At 55.6% G+C, this 20,074-nt stretch carries 14 protein-coding genes; 7 read left to right on the top strand and 7 right to left on the bottom strand.

Annotated features, from left to right (window positions below):
• The first annotated feature begins 158 nt into the window (after positions 1-158).
• Positions 159-896, top strand: a complete 738-nt coding sequence (locus SH573x_RS16745) for a ferredoxin--NADP reductase (RefSeq protein WP_479348770.1) — start codon at positions 159-161, stop codon at positions 894-896.
• 139 nt (positions 897-1,035) lie between these two features.
• Here SH573x_RS16745 and SH573x_RS16750 read toward each other — a convergent pair whose 3' ends face one another.
• Positions 1,036-1,482 (bottom strand): YkgJ family cysteine cluster protein, encoded by a 447-nt coding sequence (locus SH573x_RS16750; protein WP_479348771.1) that lies wholly within the window; start codon positions 1,480-1,482, stop codon positions 1,036-1,038.
• Between the two features lie 591 nt (positions 1,483-2,073).
• On the opposite strand from SH573x_RS16750, the gene SH573x_RS16755 reads away from it, so the two are divergent.
• Positions 2,074-3,339, top strand: a complete 1,266-nt coding sequence (locus SH573x_RS16755; RefSeq protein WP_479348772.1) for a HEAT repeat domain-containing protein — start codon at positions 2,074-2,076, stop codon at positions 3,337-3,339.
• Positions 3,340-3,466: 127 nt separating this feature from the next.
• Here the strand turns inward: SH573x_RS16755 and SH573x_RS16760 are convergent, their stop codons facing one another.
• Positions 3,467-5,413 (bottom strand): TolC family protein, encoded by a 1,947-nt coding sequence (locus SH573x_RS16760; RefSeq protein WP_479348773.1) that lies wholly within the window; start codon positions 5,411-5,413, stop codon positions 3,467-3,469.
• A gap of 491 nt (positions 5,414-5,904) precedes the next feature.
• On the opposite strand from SH573x_RS16760, the gene SH573x_RS16765 reads away from it, so the two are divergent.
• On the top strand, positions 5,905-8,307 hold the full coding sequence (locus SH573x_RS16765) for a diguanylate cyclase (RefSeq protein WP_479348774.1): 2,403 nt from the start codon (positions 5,905-5,907) through the stop codon (positions 8,305-8,307).
• 311 nt (positions 8,308-8,618) lie between these two features.
• Positions 8,619-10,361, top strand: a complete 1,743-nt coding sequence (locus SH573x_RS16770) for an RNA polymerase sigma factor (RefSeq protein ID WP_479348775.1) — start codon at positions 8,619-8,621, stop codon at positions 10,359-10,361.
• A gap of 74 nt (positions 10,362-10,435) precedes the next feature.
• Here SH573x_RS16770 and SH573x_RS16775 read toward each other — a convergent pair whose 3' ends face one another.
• Positions 10,436-11,824, bottom strand: a complete 1,389-nt coding sequence (locus tag SH573x_RS16775; protein WP_479348776.1) for an outer membrane protein assembly factor BamB family protein — start codon at positions 11,822-11,824, stop codon at positions 10,436-10,438.
• A gap of 12 nt (positions 11,825-11,836) precedes the next feature.
• Here SH573x_RS16775 and SH573x_RS16780 point away from each other — a divergent pair, with 12 nt between their 5' ends.
• The 3 genes from SH573x_RS16780 to SH573x_RS16790 are packed head-to-tail and all read left to right on the top strand — an operon-like array spanning position 11,837 to position 13,897.
• Positions 11,837-12,892, top strand: coding sequence for a hypothetical protein (locus SH573x_RS16780; protein WP_479348777.1), 1,056 nt, complete (start codon positions 11,837-11,839; stop codon positions 12,890-12,892).
• An 8-nt stretch (positions 12,893-12,900) separates the two neighbouring features.
• Positions 12,901-13,263: a hypothetical protein gene (locus SH573x_RS16785; RefSeq protein ID WP_479348778.1), complete on the top strand. Its 363-nt coding sequence runs from the start codon at positions 12,901-12,903 to the stop codon at positions 13,261-13,263.
• On the top strand, positions 13,244-13,897 hold the full coding sequence (locus SH573x_RS16790; RefSeq protein ID WP_479348779.1) for an ATP-binding cassette domain-containing protein: 654 nt from the start codon (positions 13,244-13,246) through the stop codon (positions 13,895-13,897). Before SH573x_RS16785 ends, SH573x_RS16790 begins: the two co-directional genes overlap by 20 nt.
• On the opposite strand, the gene SH573x_RS16795 is transcribed toward SH573x_RS16790, so the two are convergent.
• From SH573x_RS16795 to SH573x_RS16810, 4 genes are all read right to left on the bottom strand, one after another.
• Positions 13,890-15,335 carry a polysaccharide biosynthesis/export family protein gene (locus SH573x_RS16795; protein WP_479348780.1) on the bottom strand — a complete coding sequence of 482 codons (1,446 nt, stop codon included), beginning with the start codon at positions 15,333-15,335 and terminating at the stop codon, positions 13,890-13,892. The two genes, SH573x_RS16790 and SH573x_RS16795, sit on opposite strands and share 8 nt — an antisense overlap.
• Positions 15,336-15,346: 11 nt before the next feature.
• A complete protein-coding gene (locus tag SH573x_RS16800; protein ID WP_479348781.1) occupies positions 15,347-17,101 on the bottom strand; it encodes a hypothetical protein in 1,755 nt (584 codons plus the stop codon).
• Positions 17,102-17,589: 488 nt separating this feature from the next.
• Positions 17,590-18,507 carry a sigma-70 family RNA polymerase sigma factor gene (locus SH573x_RS16805; protein WP_479348782.1) on the bottom strand — a complete coding sequence of 306 codons (918 nt, stop codon included), beginning with the start codon at positions 18,505-18,507 and terminating at the stop codon, positions 17,590-17,592.
• Between the two features lie 385 nt (positions 18,508-18,892).
• Positions 18,893-19,936, bottom strand: coding sequence for a Gfo/Idh/MocA family protein (locus tag SH573x_RS16810; RefSeq protein ID WP_479348783.1), 1,044 nt, complete (start codon positions 19,934-19,936; stop codon positions 18,893-18,895).
• Between the last annotated feature and the right edge of the window lie 138 nt (positions 19,937-20,074).

Raw genomic sequence — 20,074 nt, forward strand, 5'->3', positions numbered from 1 at the left:
ATAGTGCCGAGTCGCTGCCTTTCCAAAAGGGCCCCCTGAATTCATCTCAGGGCATTGGCGTCCCAGCGCTGGACATTCGGGTGGTATCACGCTATCTTGTCGCAATTCTCTTCTGACGATCTCACAGAACTGCTCTTACCCCAGAAAGCCCGAAGCCAATGCATTGGGTCAACGCGACAGTTGAACGCAAGGTCGTTTGGGCACCAGGGCTATTTACCTTGTCGATCGCGGCTCCAGAAGTTTTGCCTTTTGAGCCTGGTCAGTTCCTCCAACTGGGATTGATGCTCGATGACAAGCGGGTTAATCGTCCCTACAGTGTCGCTTCTCCGCACGGCAAGTCCTTGGAGTTCTTCATCGTAATGGTCGAAGGAGGTCAGTTGACGCCACATCTATGGCGGCTGAACCCGGGCGACCGAGTGGATGTGTCGGAAAAGGCGGCTGGCAGTTTCACGCTTAGCCATAGTCCGGATGCCAAGACCCTGTGGTTGCTGGCGACCGGAACCGGCATTGCACCCTATATTGCCATGCTGCGTACCTCCGATCCATGGCGACGTTACGACCGAATTGTGTTCGTCCACGGTGTGCGTCACAAATCCGATTTGGCTTATCAATCTGAACTGACCGAACATCGCAATAAGTACGGCAATCGATTCCATTCCATTGCAGTGGTTTCGCGTGAAGAGGTGCCTGGCAGTTTACCCGGCCGCATTACGACCTGTATCGCCAACGGTTCGCTGGAAAGCATGGCAGGTTTGCCGCTAACCGCCGAGTCGTGCGTGATGATGTGCGGCAACCCAGACATGCTGAACGAAACCGAAAAACTCTTGGAAGACCGCGGACTAAAACGCCACCGCTCCAAAAGTCCCGGCAACATAGTCGTCGAACGCTATTGGTAGCCACCGTCGCCAGACGGTGGACGTCTCGTAGCCACCGTCGCCAGACGGTGGACGCGTGAGGTACCGGCTCCCACAGCGGTTAGTCCAGGCACCTGGCTTCCATTCCACCGCTTGGCAGCGATGGCTACGGTGACTGGCCTTATAGTTCGCCATCGACATCCAGCGATCGACTGCGGGCTTGTTCGATCTGAGCCAGGGAATAGAGTTTTCCTTGGCCGGCACCTGGGCAGACTTCGCAGGTTTTCTTCCACGCGGTTGGGCTGCGCAAATTCGAATCCCAGAACGGCCAGGTTCGACATTGAACGGGCCGCGCCTGATAGACCATACAGCCACGCGTTTGTGGATCAAGAAAAATACAATCGCCATCGGAGTATTCGATCAAACTCTCACGATCACCTACGCGGCGTACGAACTTGTCGCGAAAGGCTTCGATCTCCATGTCCATCACCTGAGCCATGGACTCGATTTCCGCAGGGCTGACCCATACGAAACCCGGCGCGCCACTACAGCAATCACCGCACTGCGTGCAGGTAAATTGCAAGCCCTCTCGATACCAGGGCTGTTCCGCTGAACCGCGTCGCGCCATTGTTGGATCCTGCTTTTCCGCCGGCACATCAGGCGGGAACTGTATTTTGCGTAAGACTCACGATGTGTCAGTGTACGGAACGAAACTAGAAGCGCAAAGCCGGTGACTGTCTATAAGTCTTCCTACTCCTACTTAGCGTAGTGAGATAGTTGCTCCTGCAACCAATCCGAGTAGGAGTAGGAGTAGGAGTAGGAGTAGGAGTAGGAGTACGACGACCGGTTTACTGTGACCGGTTTGGTCTTTCGAGAATGAACCATCGCCTGGGTGCTCACCAACTTCGATTTCCTCGGTTTATACAAGCGCAGACCGAAAATCAAATTCTTCGATTTGAGCACTGGCAATGCTGCGCATAGCCAGTGCCACCCAGAACGCTTAACTCCAGGCAATTGCACAACTTAGAAGCTGGACGATCTCCGAAGCCTGGGAAAGGTGACTCCGACGCGTCCAAAGTCTAGCGACTTCGGCTACTGGCTCCGACCTCCCCAAGCTGCGTTTGGAGAGGTGACGGTGCGATTCGAGGCCGGTTTTTGGCGGGAAACGATTGACATTCCACTTGGGGCGGTAGAGATTGAAAGGTAGGAGAATACTCGAATGAGGATATCGCATCGATTTTGGCTCAGCTGTGGACTTGGATTGTGGGCTGCCTGCAGCACAATGGCCGTGGGCGATGAATTCGTGCTGAAGGACGGTCGACGCATTGTCGGTAACCTCAAAGCCACCAAGGACAAAATGCTGTCGGTGGAATTGGCACCTGGCAACATGATGCTGATCAAGCAGGACGAAATTAAACAGCACCTGCGTACCAGCAAAAACGAGGCAACCTACGTCGAATCGATGAAGGATGCTGAAGACAACATCGAATTCCATTTGCGTCAAGCGAGTCTGTGCAAGAGGAATAGCTTGCCTGAACACGAAGCGGCCCACTACCGGCGCGTGTTGGATTTAGAACCTGACAACGCCACGGCTCGAGCCGGCTTGGGTTTTACCAAGGACGATAACGGTCGCTGGATCGAACGCGATAAACTGATGACCGAGGGACGCGGTAAGGTTTCTATCGGCGGTAAACGCTATCGCTTCCCAGAACTCGTGGAATTGCAAGAAGCCGAGGAGAAGGCCAAAGAAGATAGAACGCGTTTAGCCAACGAACTGAAAAAGGCGCTCAACAACCTGGCTAATCCTCGAATCCATGCTGACATCAAAGCCAAAGCCCAAGACACGCTAGACCAGCTGGATGGTCCTCTCGCTTCGGCGGCGATCGCCGAAGTGCTCTTTCCGCGCTCGGTTGTCATGCGCAAAGAGAGCCAAACGGAACTGAAGCTGATGTTCGTGCCCACCCTGGCGCGATTGAAGGATGCTGGTGCTGTTCAGTTATTGATTCGTTTCGCTTTAACACCCGAAGAACCAGACGTCACCCGCAATGCTCTCGTGGCTCAACTGCGTGAGCGCAGCGTAGCCGTGTTGAAAGAGATCGCGCCTGATGCTGCCCTCATGGCCTTTCTCGGCGCACTGGGTTCGTCGAAAACTCCGGAGATCAATGTAGCCGGATATGCGCTGAATCTGCTAGGTGACGAGCGGGCTGTCTTACCCTTGATCGAACGCGTGCGAACGTTCCATCGGACCCCCGTCTCCGGAGGAGGGACTCCCGGCCAGACCAACGTAGGTATGACCAATGGCAACGCCGGGTTCACCTATGGCAGTGAAAAGATTCAATACCGTGACTTGCCTTCGGATAACATTGGCGTGCATCTGGCTCTGACCTCGCTTACCAATGAAGATTTTCAGTACGACAAGCCGGGTTGGTTGAACTGGTACGAACGCGAGCACGGCAGCTACAGCGGTGACCTCCGTCGCGACTAGACACGAGGTGTGGCTGCGCGATCGTTTTACTGCGATGACGAAAGCCTTGACGGCTTCCGCTACGTGATAACATCGTATCTGAGGAAAGCCTTGACGGCTTCCGCTACGGATTGGTTATGCGGGGTCGTTAGTCGACCAGCGCGCTGTTGAGCAAAGCGCCGGTGGCCAACTGCAACTTGGCAAAGGCCACCATGTGTTCAGCTTGGGCTCGGGCCCAAGCGTTTTCGGCTTGGATCAACTGATTCTGTGCGTTCAGTAATTCATCTAGCAGCAAACTTGGACCAGTGGATTCGACGAAGGCGTTTTGCCAGCGACCATCGAGGTAGCGCACTTCTTCATCAAAAGCCAACGTCGATTTGACCGAGGCTTCCAACTCGGCATAGGTCGCACTTACCCCGGCCAAGGCTTGTTCGACATCGGCCGTGATCACTAACATCGTATTGTCCAGGTCGAACAAGATCTGCTGCATTTCCAGTCGGCGCTGTTTCAGAATGGACTTCGAGATCAAGTTGCGATAGGGTCGCTGATAACTCAGGCCGCCCGAGTAGCTGGGGCGACCTTGGCTGAATTGGTCGGCTATGGAGTTGCCAGCGTCGTAATCGCCGTTGAGCCCACGCAGGTAACCTTCCATGACCAGGTTCAGGGTCGGCCTTAATTCGTTCTCGGCCACCTTCAGCCGCACGGCCGCGGTTTTAATGCGATCGCGGGCCGCCAGCAAATCGGGATGAAATGCCAATGCCGCTTCCAGTTCGCTGCCGCGATCGAGTGTCAATTTCTGATCGATGGGCGGCGTGGCCGGTACAAAGTTCAACCCCATATCCGACCATTCAGGCGCATTGACCAACGCGCGCAAGTTGGCAGACGCGGAGATCACATCGGCTCGTGCGCGGGCCAGGTTCGAAGTTTGCCGCGCGACGGCGGCTTCGGCACGTTTGAGTTGACTTTCCAAGCCATCGACCGCAGCACGCTTTTGTAATTCATCGCGCAGAGTTGTCAGCCGCTCGATACCGCGCTGAGCTTGCAATTCGACGCTGCGAGCTGCATACAAATTCCAATATGCCGAAGCGATCGACTGGGCGTGCATCTGCAGTTTGCGAGTCGCTTCGTGTCGACTGATACCGACCGTCAGTTGAGCCAGCCGCACGGAAGATGTGGCATAGGTCCGCCCTGCCCCGCGCATTAAGGGCTGATTCAATTTCAGCAGTAGTTTGGAATCGGCCTGCTGTTTTGGCGCCAAGAATACAGAGTTATTATCGCGGAGGGCCATGTTCTGAGCCACTTCAGCGGTTCCACCTAACTGATTCTTGGCTCGGACACCTAAACCGTTATCCATACGACGCTCATTCAGCCGAGTTGGTCCGCCGGTGGTGAGCGTGCTGCCCACCGGGTCGGAGTTATCGTTGAAGATCGAATCGACAAACGGCGAAGGGTCGAATAGACCTTGCGCTTCGGTGATTTTGGCTTCGTTGATTTGAGGTACCAGCTGCAGCGCCTTGACGTAGGGCGAGTGAGTTAGTGCATCCCAGATGGCGCGCTCGTAGTCGATTGGCATGATGCGCAATTCGCTGTCGCCTGTCTGACTTAGTTTGAGTACATCGGCCACCCAGTATGGTTGCGTCAGCGATGGAGCAAGTGGCTCGGCTGTTCCGACGACTGGTGATGATGCTGGCAGGTCGCCAGGTTGATCTCCGTGCAATTCGTCTTGGACCGTTGGGCCTGCCTGCAATTGAATATCGATCTGGGTGTACTTGGGCGGCATCAACTCCGACTCTGCCTTGCTACCCACTAAGGCAGGAAGTGGTAGATCCGGCGGCAATGGCAGACTTGGCGGGTCGGGACGATATTGGTCAATCGTACCCAGCAGTGGCAACGTGGGAGGCGGCTGCAGCACAGCAACTTGCCGCGAGACAATAGGCGATCGCTTCGCCTCCTTGGCCGGAGTCGAGTGATGGGGAAAGGTTAGGTCGCTGACCTCCTTTACCCGGTTTTGCGCATGCGCCGTCCCCAACAGCACATGTACGCATACAAGTGCAGCCAGGCCCGGGCAGGCGTTACGAAGCACCCCTCTACGCATCGTAATCCCATCCGCCGTGCAATCGTGTGGCTGTCACTACAGCCTTTGTCACGTATGGATAAGATTCGGCCGATGTCCGCCTGGAACCTTACCGGCGAGTTGTGCTTCCCGTTTCGCAATCTCGGAATACGTATCATTCCACGCACAAGTGCGTCCTCTTGCCCGAACGTCAGTCTTTACCTGGCCAGGAGAAATTGCCCAGTTGTCGTTTCGATCGCTACCAAACATGAGTCTATTTTTCATTTCCACTACAGGCGCTGCGATTTGTCCAGTCGCTAACCAAGTCGCAGTTTTGCTGAATTAACAGTCCCGCCGCTTTTGTGCTTTGCATTTCGTAGGTAACGTTTCACTGGTGGCATAGGCTTCCAGCCTGTGTGGCATAGGCTTCTACACAGGCTGGAAGCCTATGCCACACTGGGACACAGACTAGTCGCTCAAAACCACACAGGCTGGAAGCCTATGCCACAGCTTTGAACCTCAATGCGAACCTCATGAAGCGTTTCAAGACCACAATTCGACTCTCATTCATGCTAGCGGGCTTGTCGCTCTTGCCCTACTACATTTTTGGGATGGATCGAATCGAAGGTGTGCGATTGCAGCGATTGGCGGAAGGTCGAGCAGGGGTGTGTCAGCAATTGGCTGTGGCCGCTTCGCTCCACATGCGCAGGCAAGATCAGTCGGCCGTGCGGCAGCAATTGGAGCATTTCTGCCAGCATACGCCCGATGCCACTAGCGCGCGGATCGTACGTTTTGATGGTCACGTGGTGGCATCATGTGGTGAACATGACGCGTCTTGGCACTTGAAACCTGACGAAGGATCCGATGTTAGCAACATTCGGATCAGCATCCGTCGCGATGGTCGAGACTGGGGTAATCTGGAGGCCGCCTTTGGTACTGAAGGCAATCAGTGGTCGGCGCTACGCCACGGCATGCTGTTGATGCTGGCCGCATCCAGCGTAAACTTTGTCGCCTTCTTTCTGATTCTCAAACGCACATTGAAAGTGCTGGATCCGAGTAACTCGGTTCCGCGGCGTGTCCGAAACACGCTCGATACGATTGCCGGTGGAGTTGTTGTATTGGATCATCAACAGCGTATCGTGTTGGCCAACGAAGCCTTTGCGCGGTACTTTGCCAAAGAGCCCAATGAATTGGCGGGTGAGACGCTGGACTCCTTTGCCTGGCAATCCGATCGCCCCAAGGCCTTGCCATGGCATCGCGCGATCGAACGCAATGAACAGCTCTCCGGTGAGACGTTGTCATTGGTAACAGCCGAAGAAGTGCATAAATTCTTTGTAGTCAATGCCACGCCAGTCTACGATAGCAACGAGAAACTGGCCGGGGCGCTGATCAGCTTTGAAGATGTGACGATGCTGGAAGAGCAACGTCAGACGCTGGTCGAAGCCATGCAGGAATTAGAAGCTTCGCGTGAGCAGATTCGCGCCCAAAACAATCGCTTGCGCGAATTGGCTTCGCGCGATGCACTAACCGGAATCATGAATCGTCGCGAGCTGTTTGAGCAATTGGAGCAACACTGGGTCGAACATAAAGACCACGGCGATCCGCTGGGCTGTATGATGTTGGACGTCGACCACTTCAAGAAATTAAACGATACACATGGCCACGCCGTCGGCGACCAGGTGCTCAAGAGCGTGGCGCGCACGCTCGAACAAACGGTCGGGACACGTGGCCTCGTGGCCCGCTATGGTGGCGAAGAGTTCTGTGTGGTTACCAAACTAAGTTCGGACCTAACTGCCGAAATTGCAGAAGCGGTTCGACGCGCTATCGCGGTTGGCTTGGCTACTCCCTATAGCGTAACGACCAGCGTGGGCGTTTCGCACGTGATTCACGGCGCGCATACATTCCAAGAGCTACTTGAACAAGCCGACAAGGCGTTGTACGCAGCCAAACATGGCGGACGAAACGCCGTACGCTGTTGGTCGGCTGACTTGGAACAGCTTGAAACCAAGAAGACTCAAAAAGCCGCAGCCCACAAGGTCGCGGAAGTGCAAGCGATTCCGTATCACGCGGTTGCCTCCTTGCATGCAGCACTCGCCTATCGCGATGCCGACACCGCTTCGCACTGTCAGCGAGTAGCGGAGATGGCCGTGGCCTTGGGTCGTGGTCTAATGTCGGTAACCGAGTTGTACGTGTTGGAAACCGGCGCCCTACTGCATGACATCGGCAAGATTGGTGTGCCCGATGCTGTCTTGCTCAAACCTGATCGCTTAACTCCTGAAGAGTGGAAGATCATGGAGATGCATGCCAGGATGGGTGTTGAGATTGTCGATTCTTCGTTCGACTGTCAAGAGTTGACAGATATCCTGCGTTGGCATCATTGTCGATTTGATGGCGCGCGGCAAACACCCGATATGCCGCTAGGCCAAGACATTCCGCTAGGCGCCCGCATCGTTTGCATCGTCGACGCCTTTGATGCTATGGTGACCGACCGAGTGTACCGCCAGGGCCGCCCCGCCGCGGAAGCTTTCGACGAACTACGCCGTTGTGCAGGCAGCCAATTCGATGCTGAACTGGTCGAACGTTTCATCAGCCTGCAAATTGGCTGGCGATTGGATAGTCGCCACGGCAAGAGCGACCTGACTGGACGATTGGCCATCTCGATCGGTCAACAAACAGAACGTATCATTCGCAGTTTCGAATCGCGGCAACGCGCCGAATTGGTCGAGCAATTAAACGAACTGGGCCGCACCGCTAAAGGTAACGATCTTCCCGCGATCGCCGGCCTGGCCAGTCAGCTCACGCCACTACTGGCCGACATCCGCGACGAACAAGAGTGGAAAGAACTGCTGCCAATCGTCCAAGACTTGATCGAGATGTGTCTATCGATTCAACGAGCCCACATTCGAGACCTGGGAGCCCGCCCACTTCACGTATAAGTTTGGTCGGCGCGCAGCAGTGTTTGCTCGTACTCGTGCTCAAAACCATTTCGGGTACGAGTAGGAGTAGGAGTAGGAGTAGGAGTAGGAGTAGGAGTAGGAGTAGGAGTACGAGTAGGAGTACGAGTAGGAGTACGAGTAGGAGTAGGAGTAGGAGTAGTACGAGTAGGAGCTCTGGCGGTTTTCTTGGCTGACGAAAGCCTTGACGGCTTCCGCTACAGCGTTTGGTTACAATATTTTGTCACCAATTGGGCTTGGACTGCCACTATCTTGCAGTAACTTACATATCCTACCTACTGCGACTGCAAAAAATGGCTTATTCACCAAGCGATTCCGACTTATGGCAGGCTGTCCTGCAGGGACAAACCGCTGCTTTTGAACAAGTCGTTCAGCGTTATCAGGGGCTGGTCAGTGCGATCGCCTATAGTCGGTTAGGGAGTTTCGAAGGCAGCCAAGATGTAGCCCAGGAAACTTTCTGGGTGGCCTGGAGCACTCGAGATCAACTGCGCGATCCCCAGCGGCTGGCCGCCTGGTTATGTGGTATTGCACGCAATCTATCGCATCAGCAAACGCGCAAGCAGTCGCCGCTGGCCGCCTCATGTCCGCTGGACCAGATCCAAGCAGCGACGTCGGAGTTAGATGAAGCTGTCAAACGTGATGAAGCCGAAGTGGTCTGGAAGGCGGTCGAACAATTGCCAGAGTTGTATCGCGAGACCATGGTGCTCTTCTATCGACAAGAGCAGTCGGTGGCAGAGGTCGCCGGTGCGCTCGATGTCACCGAAGACACCGTCAAGCAGCGGCTATCGAGAGCTCGCTCCATGTTGCGTGAGGACTTGACCAGCCTGGTAGAAGAAACATTATTGCGTTCGCGACCAGGCAAACATTTTACTTCGCGAGTCATGTCGGCACTGGTGGCAGTAGGCGCGGCGAGCGTAGCGTCCACGGCCAAAGCTGCCGCGGCTGCAACGACTCCACTGGCTGCAGGGGCAGCTAAATCCATGGTGGGCGCCATAGCCCCGGGCGCACTAGGGGCAGCGGCGGGCACCGCGGGCGGCCTGGCCGGTGCCTACTTAGGTGGTTATCTGTCTGCCGAATTTGCACCCACCCTCAAACAACGCGATTACATGCGGATGCGCGCCCGCCAACTGCTGCTGATCAGCATCGTTTTTTGCGTGGTGTTGTTTGTCGCCATCCACCTGTTGGTCACATTTAAACCGGGAGGCGGAGCGCTGTTGGTTGTCGTGTTCGGCTGGCAAGCCCTATTCCTGGCGACCTGCTTGATGCATAGCTTCAAGACCTATCGCACGGCGAAGTCACTGCAAGCTGAACAATCCGCCGATGACTCACCTAATACATCGCGATTGCGACAGCGAATGATTGCAGCCGCATCCAAGTTCGAAGGACGTTCCTACACAAGTCGTTGGTCCTTGGCCAACATCCCGCTAATCGACATTCAAATGAGCAACCCGCTGGCCGAGTATGTACAAACTGGTCCAGCCAAGGCTCGCGTGGCCCGTGGCTGGATTGCGATTGGCGATCGCGCTTATGGCATCCTGGTAGGCATCGGGGGAATTGCCACGGGACTGTTCGCCAGTGGTGGCATCGCCATTGGCGGCATCGCCACGGGTGGTTTGTCGATAGGCATTGTGGCACTCGGTGGCGGCGCGCTGGGATTGCTGGCCATCGGCGGTGCAGCGATCGGCGGTTTGGCATGCGGCGGGCTGGCCATCGGTTGGCAAGCCCTGGGCGGTGGCGCGTTTGCCTGGCACACGGCTGTTGGTGGCGCGGCAATCGCGCATCACCTTGCCTTCGGTGGCTACGCTTTGGCCCACGACTTCGCCGTTGGTGGCGGCGGTGGGGCCCTTGAGTTCAATACACCAGCCGCACGACAAGTGCTCGACCAGTCACAACTGAAGATGTGGATGGATTGGACTCAAGGCAATATCAAACTTGTCATCATCGCGCTTGTCGCAGTCACGGCGATACCTAACCTTTTGGTCAGCTGGTTTTCTATCAAACGCGCTAAACGAACGGAAGATACTGCGGTGACGTAATGATTTCTCGAAACGCTTGACGCGTTCCGCTACGCGATCTTCGAAACGCTTGACGCGTTCCGCTACGCGGGTGTTCAAGTGCGTGGGAGGTTAACTGCGATCCACTGTCCGCCGCTGCCATCTTCTTTGCTTGAGCGGGTAATGAAGATACCGCTAGAGAATGCCGGTAAGGCTCGAAAGACATGTTCAGCGCTGGCGGTGTCGGTTAGTTTGAAGGTTGATTCGATCTTCGGTGTACCGCCGGCAATGGAGGCGATTTGCAATGTGCCGTCGTTGCTGACCATCAGCAATTGATTACCGACTGCAATTAGATGGGTGGGACCGGGCAGCGGTTGTTCGTCGACCAATTTGAATGAGCCGACATCGATGGTACGCAGAGTCACTCCGCCCATATCTTCGCGACCGTTAGCACCGACAACTAAGTTCTTGATGAAGACTGGCGTATTGTATTGACTAGCCAGCAGGTCTGGATCTTTCTTGTCGGCGACCAGTTTGCCACCTGCTATAGAAACAGTCTTGGTGCCAATGCCGTAGCTGGCCGTTAGTAAGAAGCCCTTGGGGCCAATACCGATCGGCGTCGCGGCGTTGACCGTTGGTCCGCGCGAACCAAAGTCAGTTTGACCAAGTACAGTGCCATCGTCGGCGCGCAACAGCACAGTCTGCAAGCGCGTCACCACGAGCGCCGCGGGCACTCCACCTGCATCAACTGCGATCGGTGATGAGTAACTGGCATCAAAGTTGGTTGCCTTCCACACATCGTGGCCATCATTGAGCGAGATGCCGACGATGCCGGCTTGCTTGCCACCAATGTTGACAATGACCACATTGCCGATGACGATCGGGGAAGTACCAGCGCCGAAGTACCCATCTTCCGCTTTGAACTCTTTGCGCAGAGGGCGTTGCCACTGGATCTTGCCGCTGTCGGTGGCGATGCACACCAGTTCACCACCGGCTCCATAACACACGACGCGATCACCTACAACACAAGGGACAGCCCGCGGACCGTTATCGGGATTAATGCCGGAGCGATACGAGGCGGGCCAAGTAGCTTGCCAGAGTTGTTGGCCGCTCTGCAGGTCGAGGGCCGAGAGGCGTTCCTGATCGGCTCGTCGATCCAAAGCAAAGACCTTTTGCCCGACGATGGCTGCGCCTGAGTAGCCGCGATCGGCCGGCAAGCGCCACAGAACTTTGGGCGGCTGAGTTTTCCAATCAGTGGCCAAGGCCGGCTCTTGTAGGGCTTGACCGCTCCGGTCCGGACCAAGAATTTGAGGCCAATCGCCAGCCTGGCAAAACGAATTTAGAATACCGCTCCCCGTCCCGATCGGCCCAAAGCTCAGTATGATGGCTATCGCCCATCCCAACCCGACGCGTTTGCCAGGGACAGCCCATGACGAAGTGTGTCTGCGACAGGCGCGCAAGCGGGTGGCGGCCGGCGCAATGGATGGATTGCGGTGTAAGGACATAGGAGCCTCTGAGTGTCGAAACTGGTGCGATTGTTTGGTAAAAAGCGCGGGAGCCGCATGAGCGGTTGGTGGGTGATGGGCAGCGCTGGCGAAGCGGCTTTCTTCGGAACGCTGTTTTTGTTGGGCGTTGTCTCGCTTACGATCCTCGGGTCGCGGCAACTGTTGTGGCCTGAGTCGCAGATTATACGCGTTGGATTCGGTTTCTGGCTGATGATCATCGCCAGCTTGTCTTTTGTGACCATCGGCTTGAGCGGTTTGATCTTGCGCGTGGTTCAAACGGTCGCCTCTCCCGAGTTGCGATCGGCTCTGGCACAGCAGGCTGAACGTCAACATCAACGTCGATCGCGCGGCCCGACGGCTTTGGACGAACTACCCAATACCCCCAGCTTACAATCCTTTACCGATAGTCCGGGCGAACGGCTGGCGTATCGACTAGCGGGCCAGCGCAGTGAAATTGGACCGCTCGTATTAAGTTTCTCGTTTGCGGCAGCCTGGAACGGATTACTGTCTGTGCTGGTGGTGATTGCAGTGGGATATTTTGCCCGGGGCACGCCCAACTGGTTTTTGACCGTGCTACTGATCCCATTTTCTGTGATCGGCTTTTACTCGGCACGGTGGTTTTTCAACCTTTTCCGCCGGCTTAGCGGGCTAGGGCCCACCATTGCTGAAATTAGTCACATACCATTGTTGCCTGGCGAGGAATTCTCGTTATATCTATGTCAGTATGGACGCGTCGCATTTCGCCGCCTGACTTTGGCGGTGGTGTGTTACGAAGAGAGCACTTATCAGCAAGGCACTGACGTGCGGACCGAACGTGTCCCAGTAGTGCGGCATATTGTGAGTGAACAAGAGAATTGTCGGGCGGAACCCGAACATCCCTTGGAAATCGATTGCCAATTCAGGCTACCATCTGATACGATGCATTCGTTCCAGGGGCAGCATAATGCAATCGTCTGGAAAGTTGTTGTAGAAGGAGACAGCACTCGGTGGCCATCGTTTTGCCGAAGTTTTCCCGTCGTGGTTCATCCTCCATTGAGCGTAGTTCGCGTCGCACCGAACCTGCCATAGGACTTCGTTTGCTTTCGCTGCACCCTGGGTTGGAGCCCGGTGACACACTGGACTTTGAGTTCAGTATCCATCGCGTTCCGGCTGAGAACATCGATGGTTTAGAGGCTTCAGTGCTCTGGTCGACCGAGGGGAAAGGCTCTGAAGATATAGGCGTTCATTATTTCGAACGCTTGACTGGCAGTCAGTTGATGGATCGTCCGTTGCCTGAACCACGCATGCTTTCCACGCGCTTGCCATTGTGCCCGCTCAGCTACGAAGGTCGTCTGTTAAAGATTCGCTGGTGCGTACGCTTGCGATTGTTCCTTAAAGGTGGTCGCGATATCAGCGCTGAACAACCTTTCTATCTTGGTCATGTCACTCGGGAAGTCTAACCCGTTTGCCACGCGCTTCGTAGCTCCAGGCGAACTGGCTTGGATCGCTAGCGACGAGACTAGAACGCTCGACGCGCTGCGAGATCGATTCGTCAACCAACTCGACCGTCGCGGAGCCATCGTGGGTCCACATGGATCCGGCAAATCAACTTTGCTGGAACATTTCGTCCCCACGCTCGGCACCGTCCGCTGCAAGGTCGCTGCTTACGAGCAAACATCTTTACCCGACTTCCAGTTACATGCTGGAGATATTATCTGGCTGAGGCTGCGCGGCAAACTGCCCAGTCTGCAACTAGTCCACAGCGCATTGAAGACCGCGACGCAGCCTAACCTATTACTAGTCGTTGATGGTTATGAACAGATACCGTGGATGATGCGTCTGAAGATGTTGCTGGTGACGCGCAAGCGGGGTCAAGGAATCCTCATCACCACGCATCAATCGACTTGGTTGGAAACCCTAATTCAAACACGCATCACCGTGGACCTCGCCTTGGCCACGCTGGATCGACTGGTCCCGGACAATTTCCCTAATCGTTCGAACTTACTAGAACCGGCGAAGGTTGAAGAACTCTTGCGCAGGCATCAAGGAAACCTGCGCGAAGTGTTCATGGACCTCTACGATACGATTAGTTAATTCCGGCTTGCTGGAAGCGAGTGATGCTGAATCCGCTGAATGGTACGATGCCGTAGATACCATCGGTAAAGACCAGTTTGACGAAGTTATCAAATACTTTGATTGGCATGGGCGGCACGATAACCAGGTCGTTATCGCGCAACCAGATCTCGTCTTTAGGTGTCAGGATGCGACCGAGATGTTCGCCGCGCAAATCGAGTTGTGTGGCGACCAGTCGCCAGTCTTCGGTGCGTCGAAAGATCACCACGGTCCGAGCATTTCCACCTACTTTGATACCACCGGCCAAAGCCAAAGCTTGAGTTACCGAGGTTGGTCCCTGCAATTGATAACGGTCGGGCTTGTTCACTTCGCCGTAGACAAAGACAAAGTGCGATGCTTCCTGTTCCAGCGTCACATCGACTTCCAAACCCCAAACCTCTTCAGCGTAGCGCAGGTTGACTTCGCGTTTGACTTCGTCCAGCGACATACCCAGCACGCACACCGAGCCGATGGTCGGCAAACGCACAGTACCATCGGAGTGAACGGTGTCTTGGTACGTTTGACCACCACTGACATTACCACGCGTATCGACCGACGCCAGCACGTAATCCAAGCGCACGTTGGTGCGGACTGGCATGACCGAAATGGCCGGAGTTTTCAAGCCGATATCCAAATAGGCTTGTTCCAGGTTTTTGCGCAATTGTTGAATCGTGAGCCCTTCGGCGCGAACCGCACCAACCTGTTTCAGATACAGGAAGCCATCGGGTTGGATTTGCACACCCTTGGTCGCCAGATCGCCTTGACGTACTTTGTCTTCGGTCACCGATTCAATCATCAGTTCGTCACCGACGATCAAACGGTAGGGATTGGATTGCAAGCTGCAGTTGCGCGTATAAACAAAACGCAGTTTGTCGTTGACGCGCAGGCGTTGTTGATTGAGCGATGGCAAACGCACAGGTCCAATGTGCTCCCCATGCGCTAGCGGTCCGAAATTGTAGGGCAATGCATCGCACCATTTTTGTGGATACGGTGAATTCGCGCAGTCGATCGCACGGATGCATGGCTGGCAACGTCCCACGGGCGCATCATGTTGAGCTGGCAAGTTACACGCATCGAAGTTGCAATTGCCACCGAGGTGAGGAGGTAGTTGCCATGCTGGAGGTTTGGACGCGGGCGGTGTGTACAGGCGATTATCTTCAGGCTTAACGGGCTTGGCCGCTTTGCTTGGTAACTCTTCGGGTTTCGGAGCAGCTTTGCCAGCTTGCCGCGACGAAGCCGGGCCGTCTGCGGTCTTGCCCAAGTCTTGTTGATAAGCAATTTGCGGATAGTAAGTCTGCGCCTTAGCCGCTGGACCGACCACCAGACCTATTGTGACCGTGGCCAGACCGAGAACTAATGCGGCTGGTCGCACAACAACTCGGAGAGCCGTGCAACGCAGCACAATCGTCCAATGTCTCATGTTGCTGCCCATTAGCGGAAGATTCCAAAGATTGAGTTGTTAGCAGTCCGATCTGGACCACTGGGCGCTGGTACTGGCGCGGGCGCCATTGGCATGGTGGTCGCTGGCGCCATCATGGGCCCAGGAAACGTGGCACCATTGATGGGCATCGTTGGTCCCACTGTCCGAGGACTCATCGCCATAAACTGTTCAGGTGTCACTTGCAGGAGCGTATTGGCAGGACCGCTCGGTTCTGCACCTTGCATTTTGCGTGTCATGTACTGATCGATGGCCCACTTTTCCGTTTGGCTGTCGCCCAAACGCGAACTGGCTTGCACCAGGTTCTGCCAGGCTTCCAGTGGACAACCCGGCAGAGTGACCGTTTGCTGCAATTGCAACATGGCCTCGTTAGCTCGATCCAAACGCAGTAGCACATAAGCCAGCTGGTTGGAGTTGGTGGCATTGGACGGATCAATAGCGCTTGCCGCGCGAAAGTACGATAACGCTTGCAGCGTCAAAACGTCGGACTTCGTGCGGGCGGTTTCGGCTTGAGCCTGCATGGCCCGTCCCAAACAATAATACAGTTCGCTAAACCAGGGGTGCCCTTGGGATGTAGCAACCAGGCAAGCCTCGGCATGCGCACGATAATGCTGAGCAGCGGCCAGCGGTGTTAGTTCGTCGATGTTGGCACCGCGCAGCACATCGGTTTCATGAGATTGAATAAGCTGGGTCAGCAAGTGCGTATTGTTGGCTATGCCTTCGACGCGAGTGAAGTCCAAGGCTTCGCGGAAGCTTTGTTGTGCGGCTGTCCAAGCTGGTTCGCTGACCGGGCGATTCTCGCGCAAGTCGAGAGCCCGAGCCAATCGTAGAATACCTTGGTTGGCTTCTTCTACAGCAGACAGGTAAGCGCGGCGCGACAGCAATTCCTCGCAGCGAGAAACGTGAGCTTTCAATTCGTCACCGATAGATTGCCAGCCTTCGCCCGGTTCAATCGGTGCTGTGCTGGTGCCCGTCGCGACTGGCACAGTAGTTAGTTGTTTGGAGATGCGCTCGGCCAGTTGTTGACGAGCCAATTTCTCTTCGTCCACTGGAATCGATTCTGCCACCGGCTCTGGTTCCAAGCGTACATCGCTCGATCGCGATGCAATCTGCGCGCTAACTGGTAGTCGAAAGACCGATGAAGTTGCCGAGCCTGGTGGTGAGACTTCGCTGCTCGGGTTGGCAGAGCGACTGCTTGTGGTTGCTTGATTGTTTCCGCCGCGTGGTTGCCAATTTAACTGTGGAACATTGGCAGTGCGATTGGAAACTGGTTGCGTAGGAATCGAAGCGTTTGCCGGCCGCGACGCCAGGCTAGCGGAAATGCGCGAGCGCGAGCCTTCGCTGGTATTGCTCTTACCAGCCTGTGCTCGGACAGCCTGAGGTACGCTGGGTGCGTCTAGCTCGAGTGTACTGGGCAGAGCTGTAGGTACTACGGCAGTGGATGAAGTCTGCGGTTCGCTGGTGAATGGTGTAGCCGCGGGAACTGGCAAGGGGGCTGCCACAGCCGGTGGCTGTTCGGACGGACCGGTTGTCTGTGTAACCGGTGGCTGTGTGACCGGTGGCTGAGAGACCGGCTGTGAAACCTGTGGCGCGGCCGGCTGTTTGATGGCCTGTTCGGGCCGCGGCGAAGTGAGTCGCGGTTTGCTGGGTGGACGAATAAAATCGTCGGCTGCGAGCCAACCCGGGGCGCTAGTGCATGCTAGCGTCGCGATCAGCAATCTACGCAACAGGGCTTTTCGGCCATCCATGGCTTTACCTGGCAATAGTTTCGAATGGGTTGCAGCGATCCCTCGCTGCCAATAGATTCAATGAGCCGAGTGCATGGCTTACGCCTACACATGCGGCCTGTTTCTGAAGAATCGGTTGTATGGAATTTTAGCTGCACCGAATTGAGCGCCCCGGCACCCAGCAGAGCAGAAGCCCACTGGCACTTCAGGCACAACCGTCAAAGTTTACCCGTAGCCGAGGTGGCCTGGCCTGGCGGCTAATCGTTTAACCCGTAGCCGCAGGCGAGGAAAACGAAGGAGTTCACGTGCAGTGGTGAGTCTCTATCTTAAGCACGCAGACGCTCAGATAAACGCGGCGTTGGTTAGCAGGTGCGCCTCGCCTGGCGGCTACGGGTTAAACGAGTCGATCGGCGACGCGATAGAAAAGAAGCGAAGAGGATCGGCGGCGGCAAAAATCATCCCCCCGGACTAGTTTTCCCAGCCGCCGAGTCCTCCCGCTATTATGTTGATCAAGCCAGGCCGGCTCGTTCCTTCGGATCGCGCAGTCCGTCGGCCAACTTGGCCAAGGCTTCCGTTTCGATTTGACGCACGCGTTCGCGCGTCAAGCCGAGCTGAGTGCCGATCTCTTTGAGCGTATGTGATTGAGGCATGCCGAGCCCAAAGCGCATACGCAGCACGGTCGCTTCGCGCGATTCGAGCGTTTCGAGCAACTCCAGTACGGTGCTCAGCACGTCGTGATCGAGTAGTTCTTCGTCGGGTGCCTTCAAGCGTTCGTCCATAACCATCTCGCCCAAAGACCAGCCGGCGTCGGTCTGATCGCTTTGAGGAGCGCTGTTATAAACTTGAATCGCTTTCTTGATAATCGACAATTTTTTCTTGGGCACTCCCAGCACACGCGCGATTTCCTCGGCCGTTGGGGTGCGACCAAGTTCTTCGCTCAAGCGTGCGGAACCGCGACGCCACTTGCTCAGCAGCTCAACCATATACGCAGGGATTCGAATGGTCTTGGCCGAATTGATCAAGGCGCGTTTGATCGATTGCTTGATCCAGTAGCTGGCATAGGTGCTAAAGCGTGTGCCCATGTCCGGGTCAAAACCCTCGACAGCTCGCAGCAACCCGAGGTTGCCTTCTTCAATTAAGTCTTGGAGGCTCAAGCCTTTACCGACATAGCCTCGAGCGATATTGACTACCAGGCGCAGGTTCGCACGCACCATGCGATCTCGAGCACGCACATCACCTTGCTCGATCAGTTTTGCTAACTCGCGCTCGTCCTTGGCTGTCAGCAACGACGTCTCGTTAATCTCCCGCAAGTACGTCTCAAGCGGTGATTGGGCGGTCGATTCGTCTTTTGGGCGACGACGACTGATTCGCAACTCTTCTTCGTGTGCGCTCTCAAAGCCGTCGATGGGTTCGCGTTCTTCAGACATGGCGCATTCCGCTAGCAGTGTGAATTGAAAAGCGATTTATCAACCGCTACCATTTTCAGGCAATGCTAGCTATCGTCTTGGCCGATGATAGAACTAGAAGGCATGCAAAACATTGATGAATAAACAGCTTGTGCCGGTTAAACAGAATATGGCACAGAGAGCTCACTGTCACCTCGCCAAGGCTTTGCCTTGGGAGGTCAAACCTGAGTGTCAGTCCTTTAACGCAAGAGTCTAACGTAACGCTCTGCCCCCTCCCGCAGACGACGGCTGAACGCCGCGTCTGCGACCTCCCCCAAGCGAGCTTGGGGGAGGTGACTGTCACCTCTCCAAGGCTTTGCCTTGGGGAGGTCGAATCGAGGCTTTGCGAGATTCGGGAGGGGCGTCTCTACTGGCAGTTGACCCACTGTCCGGTTTCAGCCGATGTCTGCAGACATTGGCACAGATGAATGGCATCGCGCGCGATTCGACCATCGAGCCTAGGAGCAGAAGCGCCCAGGCGCACACTTTCCGCCGCATCGTCGATCTCAGCAGCAAAAGCGGAGATGTCATCGGAGGCGGGCAAGTCGGGCCGAATTAGCCGACCATCGCTGGTCATGATCTTCAGCGGCATCACGTCCAGCCCATCACTGAGGACAGCCAGCTCGAACTGCATGGTCGCCTTGTCAAACTGCATCTCCAGTCCATGGGTAAAGGGGCGTGTGGTCTGATTGGCCACACCACTGGAAGTCGAAACGATAACGCGAGGATCGTCGAAGCGCATCAGCGAGTGGCAGAACTTGACGGTCCCGCCGCGCATCTCGGCCACGCACATAACCTGCTGAGGCATGCCAAAGGCCATACGAATGAAGTGTGTATCGTGTACATGCAAGTCGACCAAGGGTCCACCGACTTTGTCCATTTCGTAAAAGTCGGGAATCCAATCCGGTGGCGAGATCACGCGTTTGAAGTAACCGCCTAACGGCTTGCCGTAGTCGCCGCCCTGCAACATCTCGTAGACCGCTTGATATTGTCCCATGTATGGCAAAACTTGCGCGACCAACACCATACGTCCGGCTCCGGCGGCTTCTTCGAGAATTTGATCACAGCCAGCGGTATTCAGTGCCAAAGGTTTCTCGCACAGGACATGTTTGCCAGCCCGCAGAGCGGCACACGCAGCGGGCACATGCAAATGTGGTGGCAAGCAAATATCGATCAAGTCTATTTGGTCGTCGGACAACATCTCTTCCAACGACTCGAAAACCTGCATCGAGCTGACATCAATCTGCTCGCCTGGAGGTCCAAAATTGCCCTGGATGCCGCGCCAATCTCCTTTGCGCTTGCCTGGATCGCGCGACGCGAAGGCCACCAGTTTGGACTTCTGACTTCTCTGGTAGGCCAGGTAGTGAATCCAGCCCATGAAACCGATGCCCACCAGGCCAACTCGCAACATCTTGCAACCTTTTTCCAAGCGAATAGTAGCCGATCATGATTGACTGAGAATGTAATGCAGCCAACGGTGAATCGCAACTAAGCGGTTGAGCAAAAATAATTCGCCTCACCGGGCCCATGGGTAGACTGGTGGACTATA

This window comes from Rania fehmarnensis, from assembly GCF_056494185.1.